The sequence below is a fragment of the Pantoea sp. MT58 genome, from assembly GCF_014495885.1.
Classification (GTDB): Bacteria; Pseudomonadota; Gammaproteobacteria; order Enterobacterales; family Enterobacteriaceae; genus Pantoea; species Pantoea eucalypti.
This window is the reverse complement of sequence record NZ_CP061083.1, coordinates 198,895-212,582: the sequence shown is the minus strand read 5'-3', so window position 1 is coordinate 212,582 and position 13,688 is coordinate 198,895. Positions and strand designations below refer to the sequence as shown.

7 protein-coding genes, 4 tRNA genes, 3 rRNA genes and 1 riboswitch are annotated in these 13,688 nt (G+C 53.9%); of the genes, 2 read left to right on the top strand and 12 right to left on the bottom strand.

Annotated features, from left to right (window positions below):
* Positions 1-106 precede the first annotated feature (106 nt).
* From IAI47_RS00995 to btuB, 9 genes are all read right to left on the bottom strand, one after another.
* Positions 107-182: transfer RNA gene (locus IAI47_RS00995), tRNA-Trp, on the bottom strand.
* A gap of 7 nt (positions 183-189) precedes the next feature.
* Positions 190-266, bottom strand: a tRNA-Asp gene (locus IAI47_RS00990).
* An 87-nt stretch (positions 267-353) separates the two neighbouring features.
* Positions 354-469 (bottom strand): 5S ribosomal RNA (gene rrf / locus IAI47_RS00985).
* A 95-nt stretch (positions 470-564) separates the two neighbouring features.
* Positions 565-3,472, bottom strand: a 23S ribosomal RNA gene (locus tag IAI47_RS00980).
* A 208-nt stretch (positions 3,473-3,680) separates the two neighbouring features.
* Positions 3,681-3,756: transfer RNA gene (locus IAI47_RS00975), tRNA-Ala, on the bottom strand.
* 142 nt (positions 3,757-3,898) lie between these two features.
* Positions 3,899-3,975: transfer RNA gene (locus IAI47_RS00970), tRNA-Ile, on the bottom strand.
* A gap of 74 nt (positions 3,976-4,049) precedes the next feature.
* A 16S ribosomal RNA gene (locus tag IAI47_RS00965) occupies positions 4,050-5,590 on the bottom strand.
* The 16S, 23S and 5S rRNA genes sit together here with 4 tRNA genes alongside, the layout of an rRNA operon.
* A 396-nt stretch (positions 5,591-5,986) precedes the next feature.
* Positions 5,987-6,838 (bottom strand): glutamate racemase, encoded by an 852-nt coding sequence (gene murI / locus IAI47_RS00960; RefSeq protein ID WP_008926928.1) that lies wholly within the window; start codon positions 6,836-6,838, stop codon positions 5,987-5,989.
* The gene (btuB, locus tag IAI47_RS00955) at positions 6,783-8,663 is read right to left on the bottom strand and encodes a TonB-dependent vitamin B12 receptor BtuB (RefSeq protein WP_187961162.1); all 1,881 of its coding nucleotides are present in this window, start codon (positions 8,661-8,663) and stop codon (positions 6,783-6,785) included. Before btuB ends, murI begins: the two co-directional genes overlap by 56 nt.
* A gap of 68 nt (positions 8,664-8,731) precedes the next feature.
* A riboswitch (cobalamin riboswitch) is annotated at positions 8,732-8,915 on the bottom strand.
* Positions 8,916-9,025: 110 nt separating this feature from the next.
* Here btuB and trmA point away from each other — a divergent pair.
* Positions 9,026-10,129 carry a tRNA (uridine(54)-C5)-methyltransferase TrmA gene (gene trmA / locus IAI47_RS00950; protein ID WP_008926930.1) on the top strand — a complete coding sequence of 368 codons (1,104 nt, stop codon included), beginning with the start codon at positions 9,026-9,028 and terminating at the stop codon, positions 10,127-10,129.
* Positions 10,130-10,177: 48 nt separating this feature from the next.
* On the opposite strand, the gene IAI47_RS00945 is transcribed toward trmA, so the two are convergent.
* Together IAI47_RS00945 and fabR are read right to left on the bottom strand one after the other, a co-directional pair.
* Positions 10,178-10,531 carry a YijD family membrane protein gene (locus IAI47_RS00945; RefSeq protein ID WP_003851197.1) on the bottom strand — a complete coding sequence of 118 codons (354 nt, stop codon included), beginning with the start codon at positions 10,529-10,531 and terminating at the stop codon, positions 10,178-10,180.
* Between the two features lie 14 nt (positions 10,532-10,545).
* On the bottom strand, positions 10,546-11,193 hold the full coding sequence (gene fabR / locus IAI47_RS00940; protein WP_003851200.1) for an HTH-type transcriptional repressor FabR: 648 nt from the start codon (positions 11,191-11,193) through the stop codon (positions 10,546-10,548).
* Between the two features lie 192 nt (positions 11,194-11,385).
* Here fabR and sthA point away from each other — a divergent pair, with 192 nt between their 5' ends.
* Positions 11,386-12,786, top strand: coding sequence for a Si-specific NAD(P)(+) transhydrogenase (sthA, locus tag IAI47_RS00935; protein ID WP_003851201.1), 1,401 nt, complete (start codon positions 11,386-11,388; stop codon positions 12,784-12,786).
* Here sthA and oxyR read toward each other — a convergent pair.
* A complete protein-coding gene (gene oxyR / locus IAI47_RS00930) occupies positions 12,769-13,686 on the bottom strand; it encodes a DNA-binding transcriptional regulator OxyR (protein WP_003851204.1) in 918 nt (305 codons plus the stop codon). The genes sthA and oxyR overlap by 18 nt on opposite strands.
* Positions 13,687-13,688: the final 2 nt, after the last annotated feature.

Sequence of the window (13,688 nt, the reverse complement as noted above, 5' to 3'; positions counted from 1 at the left end):
AGAGGTGAGCAGGGAAGATCAGAGGCCAGTTAGCGTTAGCTGGTTTTTCTTTTTTGCTTTTTTAAAGGCAAAAAAAAATCCTTTGCCGAAGCAAAGGATCGTTTTCTGGCAGGGGCGGAGGGACTCGAACCCCCAACACCCGGTTTTGGAGACCGGTGCTCTACCAATTGAACTACGCCCCTAATAGGGTGGCGGAACGGACGGGGCTCGAACCCGCGACCCCCTGCGTGACAGGCAGGTATTCTAACCAACTGAACTACCGCTCCACCGATTCTTTCACGGTTCTCAGCAACCGGCTGAGAGCCGTCTGTTCCTGTTGCTTTCCTTGTCAGGGGAAAAGGAACGAATTCAATGCCTGGCAGTTCCCTACTCTCGCATGGGGAGACCCCACACTACCATCGGCGCTACGGCGTTTCACTTCTGAGTTCGGCATGGGGTCAGGTGGGACCACCGCGCTAAAGCCGCCAGGCAGATTCTGTTCTCCGCGCCGCCCCTTAAGGCCGCGCAGATTATTATCCGGTACAGGCTGAAAATTGTCTCTCTCAAAAACGCCTCTGGCGTTGTAAGGTTAAGCCTCACGGGTCATTAGTACCGGTTAGCTCAACGCATCGCTGCGCTTACACACCCGGCCTATCAACGTCGTAGTCTTCAACGTCCCTTCAGGACTCTCAAGGAGTCAGGGAGAACTCATCTCGGGGCAAGTTTCGTGCTTAGATGCTTTCAGCACTTATCTTTTCCGCACTTAGCTACCGGGCAATGCCATTGGCATGACAACCCGAACACCAGTGGTGCGTTCACTCCGGTCCTCTCGTACTAGGAGCAACCCCCCTCAATTCTCCAGCGCCCACGGCAGATAGGGACCGAACTGTCTCACGACGTTCTAAACCCAGCTCGCGTACCACTTTAAACGGCGAACAGCCGTACCCTTGGGACCTACTTCAGCCCCAGGATGTGATGAGCCGACATCGAGGTGCCAAACACCGCCGTCGATATGAACTCTTGGGCGGTATCAGCCTGTTATCCCCGGAGTACCTTTTATCCGTTGAGCGATGGCCCTTCCATTCAGAACCACCGGATCACTATGACCTGCTTTCGCACCTGCTCGAGCCGTCACTCTCGCAGTCAAGCCAGCTTATGCCATTGCACTAACCTCACGATGTCCGACCGTGATTAGCTGACCTTCGTGCTCCTCCGTTACTCTTTAGGAGGAGACCGCCCCAGTCAAACTACCCACCAGACACTGTCCGCAGCCCGGATCACGGGCCTACGTTAGAACATCAAACATTAAAGGGTGGTATTTCAAGGTTGGCTCCACGCGAACTGGCGTCCGCGCTTCAAAGCCTCCCACCTATCCTACACATCAAGGCTCAATGTTCAGTGTCAAGCTGTAGTAAAGGTTCACGGGGTCTTTCCGTCTTGCCGCGGGTACACTGCATCTTCACAGCGAGTTCAATTTCACTGAGTCTCGGGTGGAGACAGCCTGGCCATCATTACGCCATTCGTGCAGGTCGGAACTTACCCGACAAGGAATTTCGCTACCTTAGGACCGTTATAGTTACGGCCGCCGTTTACCGGGGCTTCGATCAAGAGCTTCTCCTTGCGGATAACCCCATCAATTAACCTTCCGGCACCGGGCAGGCGTCACACCGTATACGTCCACTTTCGTGTTTGCACAGTGCTGTGTTTTTAATAAACAGTTGCAGCCAGCTGGTATCTTCGACTGGCTTCGGCTCGGGGAGTAAATCCCTCCACCTACGCGCCAGCGTGCCTTCTCCCGAAGTTACGGCACCATTTTGCCTAGTTCCTTCACCCGAGTTCTCTCAAGCGCCTTGGTATTCTCTACCTGACCACCTGTGTCGGTTTGGGGTACGATTCTGTGTTACCTGATGCTTAGAGGCTTTTCCTGGAAGCTGGGCATTTATCACTTCAGCACCGTAGTGCCTCGTCGTCACGCCTCAGCGTTGATAAGGGACCGGATTTACCTGGACCCTCCGCCTACACGCTTAAACCGGGACAACCGTCGCCCGGCTGATATAGCCTTCTCCGTCCCCCCTTCGCAGTAACACCGAGTACAGGAATATTAACCTGTTTCCCATCGACTACGCCTTTCGGCCTCGCCTTAGGGGTCGACTCACCCTGCTCCGATTAACGTTGAACAGGAACCCTTGGTCTTCCGGCGAGCGGGCTTTTCACCCGCTTTATCGTTACTTATGTCAGCATTCGCACTTCTGATACCTCCAGCATGCCTCACAGCACACCTTCGACGGCTTACAGAACGCTCCCCTACCCAACAACACATAGTGTCGCTGCCGCAGCTTCGGTGCATGGTTTAGCCCCGTTACATCTTCCGCGCAGGCCGACTCGACCAGTGAGCTATTACGCTTTCTTTAAATGATGGCTGCTTCTAAGCCAACATCCTGGCTGTCTGTGCCTTCCCACATCGTTTCCCACTTAACCATGACTTTGGGACCTTAGCTGGCGGTCTGGGTTGTTTCCCTCTTCACGACGGACGTTAGCACCCGCCGTGTGTCTCCCGTGATAACATTCCTCGGTATTCGCAGTTTGCATCGGGTTGGTAAGCCGGGATGGCCCCCTAGCCGAAACAGTGCTCTACCCCCGAGGATGAGTTCACGAGGCGCTACCTAAATAGCTTTCGGGGAGAACCAGCTATCTCCCGGTTTGATTGGCCTTTCACCCCCAGCCACAGGTCATCCGCTAATTTTTCAACATTAGTCGGTTCGGTCCTCCAGTTAGTGTTACCCAACCTTCAACCTGCCCATGGCTAGATCACCGGGTTTCGGGTCTATACCCTGCAACTTAACGCCCAGTTAAGACTCGGTTTCCCTGCGGCTCCCCTATACGGTTAACCTTGCTACAGAATATAAGTCGCTGACCCATTATACAAAAGGTACGCAGTCACCCCCATAAAGAAGGCTCCCACTGCTTGTACGTACACGGTTTCAGGTTCTGTTTCACTCCCCTCGCCGGGGTTCTTTTCGCCTTTCCCTCACGGTACTGGTTCACTATCGGTCAGTCAGGAGTATTTAGCCTTGGAGGATGGTCCCCCCATATTCAGACAGGATACCACGTGTCCCGCCTTACTCATCGAGCTCACAGCACGTGTGCTTTTGTGTACGGGAGTATCACCCTGTACCCTGCGACTTTCCAGACGCTTCCACTAACACACATGCTGATTCAGGCTCTGGGCTGCTCCCCGTTCGCTCGCCGCTACTGGGGGAATCTCGGTTGATTTCTTTTCCTCGGGGTACTTAGATGTTTCAGTTCCCCCGGTTCGCCTTGCAGCACTATGTATTCATGCTGCAATGATGCACAGAGTGCACCGGGTTTCCCCATTCGGACATCGACGGCTGTAGCGGTTCATATCACCTTACCGTCGCTTTACGCAGATTAGCACGTCCTTCATCGCCTCTGACTGCCTGGGCATCCACCGTGTACGCTTAGTCGCTTAACCTCACAACCCACAGGCGTTTTACAACGCTGCGAGCTGCAAGCATTTGAGAGACTCGAACGTGTCGCGCTTTTCATTCTTATTACGGAGAATGAAAACGACACGTCGTTTCAATTTTCAGCTTGTTCCGGATTGTTAAAGAGCATAATACTTCGCAGCACACCGTTGCCGGTACGCTCTGAAGTATTCAGAAAAAACAGTTAAAACGGTATGGTGGAGCTAAGCGGGATCGAACCGCTGACCTCCTGCGTGCAAGGCAGGCGCTCTCCCAGCTGAGCTATAGCCCCATACAGTTACTGCAGAGACCACTACTACCACTCAACCGAGTACACTTCTTGAGAAATGCAATTCGTGCTCAGGCAAGGCATGTTTCCGCGAAGCATAGTGAACTATGCGAGCCGGGAACATAACGCAGCGTGAGTGCGAATTTGGTAGGCCTGAGTGGACTTGAACCACCGACCTCACCCTTATCAGGGGTGCGCTCTAACCACCTGAGCTACAAGCCTGTAGAGGTTTTTTCTGCTCGTTACTTTTTATCAGACAATCTGTTGTGGACACTGCGCGGGAAGGTATCTTCAGGTAAGGAGGTGATCCAACCGCAGGTTCCCCTACGGTTACCTTGTTACGACTTCACCCCAGTCATGAATCACAAAGTGGTAAGCGCCCTCCCGAAGGTTAAGCTACCTACTTCTTTTGCAACCCACTCCCATGGTGTGACGGGCGGTGTGTACAAGGCCCGGGAACGTATTCACCGTGGCATTCTGATCCACGATTACTAGCGATTCCGACTTCACGGAGTCGAGTTGCAGACTCCGATCCGGACTACGACGCACTTTGTGAGGTCCGCTTGCTCTCGCGAGGTCGCTTCTCTTTGTATGCGCCATTGTAGCACGTGTGTAGCCCTACTCGTAAGGGCCATGATGACTTGACGTCATCCCCACCTTCCTCCGGTTTATCACCGGCAGTCTCCTTTGAGTTCCCGCCATCACGCGCTGGCAACAAAGGATAAGGGTTGCGCTCGTTGCGGGACTTAACCCAACATTTCACAACACGAGCTGACGACAGCCATGCAGCACCTGTCTCACGGTTCCCGAAGGCACTAAGGCATCTCTGCCGAATTCCGTGGATGTCAAGAGTAGGTAAGGTTCTTCGCGTTGCATCGAATTAAACCACATGCTCCACCGCTTGTGCGGGCCCCCGTCAATTCATTTGAGTTTTAACCTTGCGGCCGTACTCCCCAGGCGGTCGACTTAACGCGTTAGCTCCGGAAGCCACTCCTCAAGGGAACAACCTCCAAGTCGACATCGTTTACGGCGTGGACTACCAGGGTATCTAATCCTGTTTGCTCCCCACGCTTTCGCACCTGAGCGTCAGTCTTTGTCCAGGGGGCCGCCTTCGCCACCGGTATTCCTCCAGATCTCTACGCATTTCACCGCTACACCTGGAATTCTACCCCCCTCTACAAGACTCAAGCCTGCCAGTTTCAAATGCAGTTCCCAGGTTAAGCCCGGGGATTTCACATCTGACTTAACAGACCGCCTGCGTGCGCTTTACGCCCAGTAATTCCGATTAACGCTTGCACCCTCCGTATTACCGCGGCTGCTGGCACGGAGTTAGCCGGTGCTTCTTCTGCGGGTAACGTCAATCGGTAAGGTTATTAACCTCACCGCCTTCCTCCCCGCTGAAAGTACTTTACAACCCGAAGGCCTTCTTCATACACGCGGCATGGCTGCATCAGGCTTGCGCCCATTGTGCAATATTCCCCACTGCTGCCTCCCGTAGGAGTCTGGACCGTGTCTCAGTTCCAGTGTGGCTGGTCATCCTCTCAGACCAGCTAGGGATCGTCGCCTAGGTGGGCCATTACCCCGCCTACTAGCTAATCCCATCTGGGTTCATCCGATAGTGAGAGGCCCGAAGGTCCCCCTCTTTGGTCTTGCGACGTTATGCGGTATTAGCCACCGTTTCCAGTGGTTATCCCCCTCTATCGGGCAGATCCCCAGACATTACTCACCCGTCCGCCACTCGTCACCCAAGAGCAAGCTCTCTGTGCTACCGTCCGACTTGCATGTGTTAGGCCTGCCGCCAGCGTTCAATCTGAGCCATGATCAAACTCTTCAATTTAAGTTTGATTTGCTTAAACAAGTTAAGCGGTGCTCATCTGTAAAACGTCATAATGAATTTCATTATGTGTTCACTCGTGAGGCTTTGATATTTTTTTGCGTCCTAAGACGCTGATATCAATCCTGCGAGTGCCCACACAGATTGTCTGATAAATTGTTAAAGAGCATGCCGCGATTTACTGCGGCGCGGGCTGCGTATATTACGCTTTCCGCATTGTCAGTCAAGCATTTATTTTCGCTTAACTCACTGGTTCGTATGATTTCGAACCTACTTAACCCGGCGCTTCGTAAGCCGTTGTGCCGTGTCAGTGGAGGCGCATTATAGGGAGTTCTCGGAGGCTGACAAGTGCTAATTTCAAATAAAATTTCGAGTGCTTCTTTTTTCAGCGAAAAGCCGCTAAAACGCCAGTTTTTCAAGCAACGGGAAGCCATAACGCTGTAAAACGGGTGATAATTGTACCGCTTCACCATCCAGCGCCGTGCAGAATGCGACGTTCTGTTGCGAAGAATTTACTTCAGGCGCTTCATGTTCCAGTAGCCAGGCTGTTCGTCGGGCAATTGCCGCACCGGAATCAATCAGACGCGTCCCTTCAGGTAACACCTGCTGCAGCTCTTCGCGCAGTAAAGGGAAGTGCGTACAGCCTAAAACAACCGTGTCCGGTGGTTCAGCCATCCGCAGCCACGGCTGAACAATACGGCGCACCTCATCCAGTGCAACCTCAGCACCGTGTAGCTTAGCTTCTGCCAGTTCCACCAGCTCCGCCGATCCCAGCATTTCGATGTTGCAGGAACCGGCGAATTGCGCCACCAGCTCGTGAGTATAAGGACGGCGCACTGTAGCCCGCGTCGCCAGCAACCCGACCACACCATTTCGCGTCAGGCGCGCGGCAGGTTTAATCGCCGGAACCACACCCACGACAGGAAACGCAAAGCGTTCACGTAAAGCAGGCAATGAAACCGTGCTGGCTGTATTGCAGGCGATGATGACTAATGAGAGAGGATAACGCTGTGTAATGGCCTCAACGATAGCGACCACGCGTTCCACGATGAAGGTTTCGCTTTTCTCGCCGTAAGGGAATCCAGCGTTATCGAAGGCATAGAGATAATGAAGATCCGGCAACAGCTGACGGACCTCATCATAGACAGAAAGCCCACCGACGCCGGAATCAAACACCAGCACGGTGGGACGCAAATCAGAAGTTGTAGCTGCCGCTGAGGTAATACTCTCGTCCTGGAGTCTGATAGCCATACACTGTCTCGTAATCTTTATCGAACAGGTTGGCAATTCTACCACGAACCGTGAGTTGTGAAGTGACAGGATATGAGACGGCGAGATCCCACAGGCTGACACCGCCTAATTTCACACGACGGCTGGGCGTGCTGTTGAAGTCGGTATCATAACGGTCGCCCAGATAGTGATAAGTCACGGACCAGTCAAACTCATGCAGTGTCCAGTCAAGCTGATACTTGACCTGCTGCTTAGCCCGGCGAACGAGCGGCTGATCGGTGCTGCCATCCCGCGCATCGACATAATCATATGAGAGCTGATGCGTCAGCGGCCCGGTATCGAATCCAGCGGTGGCTTCAACGCCTTTAATACGTGCCTTCTCAATGTTGTAGTAGCGGAAGGTCTGCGGATCGCCTTCAATCAGGTCATCAATGTCGTTGCGATAGCCCGACACGCGCCAGTTCACCGGCCCGGTCAGCCCCTCAAAGCCGCCTTCCCACTGCTTACTTTTTTCAGGATCGAGGTCGCGGTTGCCATAAAATGGGCTGTATACCTGCGACAGATTAGGCGCTTTGAAAGCAGTACCATACGAAGCGAACGCGCGGTACCCGGAAATAAACTCCCATGACGCCGCCGTCTGCCAGGTGTTATGCCAGCCGAACTGATTGTTATCGTCACCACGTACCGCACCCTCAAGAGTGACGCTGCCAAACTGTTGCTGCCCGGTCACGTAGAGGCCGGTATTACGCTGTTCATAGCCATCTGATAAATAGTTCGTGCCCGGTTCCGTTGTCTCTTTCTGCCAGTCCACACCCGCACTGACGGCGCCCTGCCCCACCTGCACAGTATTGCCCCACTGCAGATTGTACTGAGTGACATCATCAAAGGTGGATGCAGCGCCGTAGCGGCCATTGCGCGGATCGTAGTTAATGTCTTTGGTATGGCCATAACTGGCAATAAGCTGGGTGGAGTAGACGTCGCGGTTGAAGCGTAACCCGGTGTCCCAGGTCTGGCTGTAGAGCTGACGGGTATCCGCCAGGCCGATGATATTCGTGAAGCTGTCATCATACGTGTAAGACCCGTCATAGGCAGTGCGGTTATCAAAGCCATAGCCGCGCACAAAACCACTGAGTTCATCGCTGAACTGATGCTCAAGGTTGCCATACAGGGTTTTGCTCATGAAGCCGTCGCGATCGTGCTGCGCCGGGCCATAGTCATTGGGATAGCCCGCCACAACGTCATACCCTTTGGTGTAGGTATAGTTGCCTGCCAGGGTAAGCTTTGTCGCGTCGCCCAGCATCTGCTGAGTTGAGCCGTCATACGATTGATAGCCGTTGGATCCCATGCCCGCCGTCAGCGTCGTGCCCGGTTGCGATCGGCCCGTAATAATATTCACCACGCCGCCAATGGCATCAGAACCGTAAACCGCGGAACGTGCGCCGCGAATATATTCGATGCGTTGCACCAGCGACAGGGGGATCTGGCTGAGGTCGGACGAACCGGTAATACCCGCCTGATTAAGCCGGATACCATCAATCAGGATCAGCACATGTCTGGACTCAGTACCCCGAATAAACAGCGAACTCTGCTGCCCTGACCCGCCGCTTTGCGCGACATCGACACCCGGCAGACGGCGCATCACATCTGTCAGATTTTTGGCCTGCCAGCGATCAATCTCATCACGCGTGACGACGGTTGTCGGCGCCAGCACCCCGGAAACAGGTTCGGCAAAACGGTTGGCAGTAACGATTTGCGTATCATCATTCCCCTGCGCAAAACCGTTTTGCGCCCAGAGAGAAATCGCCGTTGCGCTCAGAGCGAACAGCGATGCAGTTTTTTTTGTCATTTTAATCGCATCCATAAGACGAAGCAGGATGCCGCAGGCCGACAATCAATAGAACGCGATGATTGTACGAGTAGCGACGTTACACCGGCAGGTCTTCGGGCTGGGAACCATAAATGATGATGACTTCCCATCCCGGAGGACAGTGTCTGCAATTGCACTCATCACGACATTCCTTACCGCTGCGCGTCAGCTCCAGATTCACACTGGATTCCCTATTAACTCGGGCTTGAGGCCGGCGTCTGCAGTCTACGGAGTGGAGATACGGAAGTCCAGACTGCTAAATATCTTATCGCTGTGGGACTGGACATCAGCAAGTGAATGCCTACAATCGCCCGCTGGTAAGCTATTAATCAGGATTACTCATGACACCCGAACATCTCCCCATTGAAGACTATGACGCACAGCTGGCGGAAAAAGTCAGTCGTTTAGAGACGATGATGACGCCGTTTGCTGCGCCCGACGTGGAGGTGTTCCGTTCGCCGGTCAGCCACTATCGGATGCGCGCCGAATTCCGCCTGTGGCACGACGGTGATGATATCTATCACATCATCTTTGATCAGCAGACGCGCGAGCGGATCCGGGTCGATCAGTTCCCGGCAGCCAGCCAGCTGATCAATCAGCTGATGCCAAAGATGATCGCCGCGATCCGTGATAACCGCACCCTGCGTCACAAGCTGTTCCAGATCGACTATCTGTCAACCATGAGCAATCAGATTGTGATTTCACTGCTCTATCATCGCAAGCTGGATGATGAGTGGCAGCAGGCCGCCGCCGCGCTGCGTGATCAACTGCGTGCGGAAGGTCTGGATGTGCAGTTAATTGGCCGTGCGACCAAAACCAAAATCTGTCTGGATCGCGACTATGTGGATGAGTGTCTGCCGGTTGCAGGTCGCGAGATTATCTATCGTCAGGTCGAGAACAGTTTTACCCAGCCTAACGCGGCAATGAATATTCAGATGCTGGAGTGGGCGCTGGATGTGACGCAGGATTCACAGGGTGACCTGCTGGAACTGTACTGCGGTAACGGCAACTTCTCGCTGGCGCTGGCGCGCAATTTCCGCCGCGTTCTGGCAACGGAAATCGCCAAGCCTTCTGTTGCGTCGGCCCAATACAACATTGCCGTGAACCAGATTGATAACGTGCAGATCATTCGCATGGCGGCGGAGGAGTTTACTCAGGCGATGAATGGCGTGCGCAGCTTTAATCGTCTGGAAGGGATTGATCTGACCAGCTACGAGTGCGAGACGATATTTGTCGATCCACCACGTAGCGGCCTGGATGAAGAGACGGTGAAAATGGTGCAAGCGTATCCGCGCATCCTTTATATCTCCTGCAACCCACAAACCCTGAGCGACAATCTGCAAACGTTGTCAGAAACGCACGACGTGACGCGGCTGGCGCTGTTTGATCAGTTCCCCTACACCCACCACATGGAATGCGGTGTGCTGCTGACGCGTAAAGCGTAAACAAAAACGGGAACCCTGAGGTTCCCGTTTTTTTCCCTGCCGATATCCCTACTGATTACGCTTGCGCTTAAACCGCGTCGCAATCCAGAACACCAGCGCGACCATCAGAACGGTGGGAACGAAATTTGAGCCAATGTCCGGGTATTCTGCCCGCACCAGCGCGCTATAAACCAGAATCCCCAGCAGGAAAAACGCCGCCGCCAGGCCTGGCATGCCGTCCGGCATGTTGGTGTTGAGATACCGCTGATGCAGACACCAGGCCGCCAGACCCAGCGCAATCAGCGGAAAAATCGAAAAGGGAACAAAGGCGCTGAACAGCACAGAAAACGAACCGTTAATCGCTAAGCCGGTAATAAAAGCCAGTGCCAGAGTGCTTTTATCGCGGGTACCTGGGTGGGTCATGAACTGATCCTTACTCATTGCTCTTCGGGTTTTTCCAGGGTGACCGCCAGTCGTTCCTGCTCACGGCGGTACCAGTAATAAGCGCCTTTGGCGATCATCCGCAGCTGTAACACCAGCCGATCCTCAAGCTTACGTCGCTGCTCAGCATCAACGTCCAGTGCTTCTGCACCGGCGCTGAAGACAATGGTCACCATCGCTTCAGCCTGCGCTTCGGTAAAACTGCGCGGCATGCGATTTTCGACCTCAAGATAGTCAGCCAGTTCAGCGATAAAGTGCTGAATTTCACGCGCCACGGCGGCACGGAAAGCAGCAGAGGTGCCGGAACGTTCACGCAGTAACAGGCGGAAAGCGTTGGGGTTGTTGCCGATGAACTCCATAAAGGTCGACACCGACGTTTTAATGATGCTGCCGCCTTTGGCGATACGCTGTCGTGCCTGACGCATCAGCTGTCGCAGCATCAGCCCACTTTCGTCCACCATCGTCAGGCCAAGCTCATCAACATCCTTGAAATGACGATAAAAGGAGGTGGGTGCAATCCCCGCTTCACGGGCAACTTCCCGCAAACTCAAACTGGCAAAACTGCGTTCGGCGCTGAGCTGACTGAACGCTGCTTCAATCAGTGTACGTCGTGTACGTTCTTTTTGTTGCGCTCTGACGCCCATTCTCTCTGCCTTTAGCGGTGTTGAGCGGGCACTATAGCAAAATTTTCAGCGTACAGATTGGCATTCTTTGTCACTGCCTGTGAACCTCACACTTTGTCAAAATGTGATGAAAATCGCTGATAGAATTCAGAAGTGCGCGACGAGATGTTAGAATCTCGTTGTAAAAATGTATAAATAATAGGACGTATCGGTATGCAAAAGTCTTACGATTACGATGCCATTGTGATTGGCTCAGGGCCCGGCGGTGAAGGGGCGGCGATGGGGCTGGTAAAACAGGGAGCGCGCATCGCCGTGGTCGAACGCTACCACAACATCGGCGGCGGCTGTACACACTGGGGAACCATCCCTTCCAAAGCCCTTCGCCACGCCGTCAGTCGCATTATCGAATTCAACCAAAACCCGCTCTACAGCGATCATACCCGACTGCTTCGCTCCTCTTTCGCCGACATTCTTAATCACACTGAAAGCGTGATCAGCCAGCAGACAGCCATGCGCCAGGGCTTCTACGAGCGTAACCGCTGTGAGCTTTATCAGGGCGATGCCCATTTTGTTGATGCCAATACGATTGAGATTGAACAACCTGATGGCACGCGTGAGACGCTGACGGCAGAGAAGTTTGTTATCGCCTGTGGTTCACGGCCTTACCATCCTGATAATGTCGACTTTACGCATCCCCGCGTCTACGACTCCGACTCTATCCTTAATCTGCACCACGAACCGGGTCACGTCATTATTTACGGCGCTGGCGTCATCGGCTGTGAATATGCATCGATTTTCCGTGGTCTCAACGTCAAAGTTGACCTGATTAATACCCGCGATCGCCTGCTGGCGTTTCTCGATCAGGAGATGTCGGATTCTCTCTCATACCACTTCTGGAATAGCGGCGTAGTGATTCGTCACAATGAAGAGTTTGAGAAGATCGAAGGCGTGGAAGATGGCGTCATCATGCATCTGAAGTCGGGCAAGAAAGTGAAAGCGGATTGCCTGCTGTACGCCAACGGCCGTACCGGTAACACCGATTCCCTTTCGCTGGAAAACGTCGGTCTGGAAGCCGATGGGCGTGGCCTGCTGAAAGTGAACAGCATGTATCAGACAGCGCAGCCGCACATTTATGCCGTCGGTGACGTGATTGGCTATCCAAGCCTGGCCTCAGCCGCCTACGATCAGGGCCGTATTGCCGCACAGGCGATTATCAAAGGGGAAGCGTCAGCACACCTGATTGAAGATATCCCAACCGGTATCTACACCATTCCGGAAATCAGCTCCGTGGGTAAAACCGAGCAGCAGCTGACGGCAATGAAGGTGCCTTACGAAGTGGGCCGCGCGCAGTTTAAACATCTGGCACGCGCGCAGATTGTGGGCATGAACGTTGGCAGTCTGAAGATTCTGTTCCATCGGGAAACCAAAGAGATTCTGGGGATCCACTGCTTTGGCGAGCGTGCCGCTGAGATCATTCACATCGGTCAGGCGATCATGGAGCAAAAAAATGGTGGCAACACGATTGAGTACTTCGTGAATACCACCTTTAACTATCCGACGATGGCCGAAGCCTACCGCGTTGCGGCGTTAAACGGCTTAAACCGCCTGTTTTAACGCAGCGTCGAAATAGTGTGCCATGTGGGTTTTAATTGCCTCTGCCAGCTGTTCATAACGGCTGCGCAGAGGTGAACCCGGACGATAGACCAGCGCGATCGTGCGCTGTGGCACCGGTTTGTAGCAGGTGAGATAGCAGACACCGTCGCGAATACGCTCTGGTGGAACTGCCAGCGCCGGTAACAGCGTAATGCCACTGCCTGCCGCCACCATATTGCGCAGTGTCTCAAGACTGGTCGCCCGGAAATGGGTATCTTCATCGGCACCCGCCTCAAAGCAGAATCCCATCGCCTGGTCACGCAGACAGTGTCCATCTTCCAGCATCAGCAATTTCTCGCCGGCCAGATCGGACATTGGCACACGATCGCGATCGCACCACGGATGATCGGCATAGACAGCCAGCTTCATTGGCTCATCAAACAGCGGCACTTCGATAAAGGCCTGACTCTCTTTGACCAGCGCAACAATCGCACAGTCGAGCTTGCCACTGTCGAGCTGTGACAGCAGCTGTTGCGTCTGCGCTTCGTGCAGATACATCTCCAGTTTCGGGAAGGTCTGGTGCAGCGTCGGGATAATCTGTGGCAGTAAATACGGCGCGGTGGTCGGGATGAGGCCGATATGCAGCGGACCTGACATCGCTTCCCCTTGCTGACTGGCCATCTCTTTCAGCACTTTCACTTCACGCAGCACCGTACGCGCCTGATCCACCAGCAGTAAACCTGCCTGCGTGAACAGCACTTTACGGCTGGTGCGCTCCAGCAGCATCACACCCAGCTCATCTTCCAGCTTACGGATCTGCCCGCTTAACGTGGGCTGACTGACATGACATGCATCCGCCGCACGGCGGAAATGACGGTGTTCAGCAAGCGAAACCAGATATTCAAGATCACGAATATTCATTA

Excerpts from the sequence above, each read along its gene's own strand:
- IAI47_RS00945 (WP_003851197.1), bottom strand. The coding sequence starts at position 10,531 with ATGACCCACCCAGGTACCCGCGATAAAAGCACTCTGGCACTGGCTTTT.
- trmA (WP_008926930.1), top strand. The coding sequence starts at position 9,026 with ATGACACCCGAACATCTCCCCATTGAAGACTATGACGCACAGCTGGCG.
- btuB (WP_187961162.1), bottom strand. The coding sequence starts at position 8,663 with ATGACAAAAAAAACTGCATCGCTGTTCGCTCTGAGCGCAACGGCGATT.
- murI (WP_008926928.1), bottom strand. The coding sequence starts at position 6,838 with ATGGCTATCAGACTCCAGGACGAGAGTATTACCTCAGCGGCAGCTACA.
- oxyR (WP_003851204.1), bottom strand. The coding sequence starts at position 13,686 with ATGAATATTCGTGATCTTGAATATCTGGTTTCGCTTGCTGAACACCGT.
- fabR (WP_003851200.1), bottom strand. The coding sequence starts at position 11,193 with ATGGGCGTCAGAGCGCAACAAAAAGAACGTACACGACGTACACTGATT.
- sthA (WP_003851201.1), top strand. The coding sequence starts at position 11,386 with ATGCAAAAGTCTTACGATTACGATGCCATTGTGATTGGCTCAGGGCCC.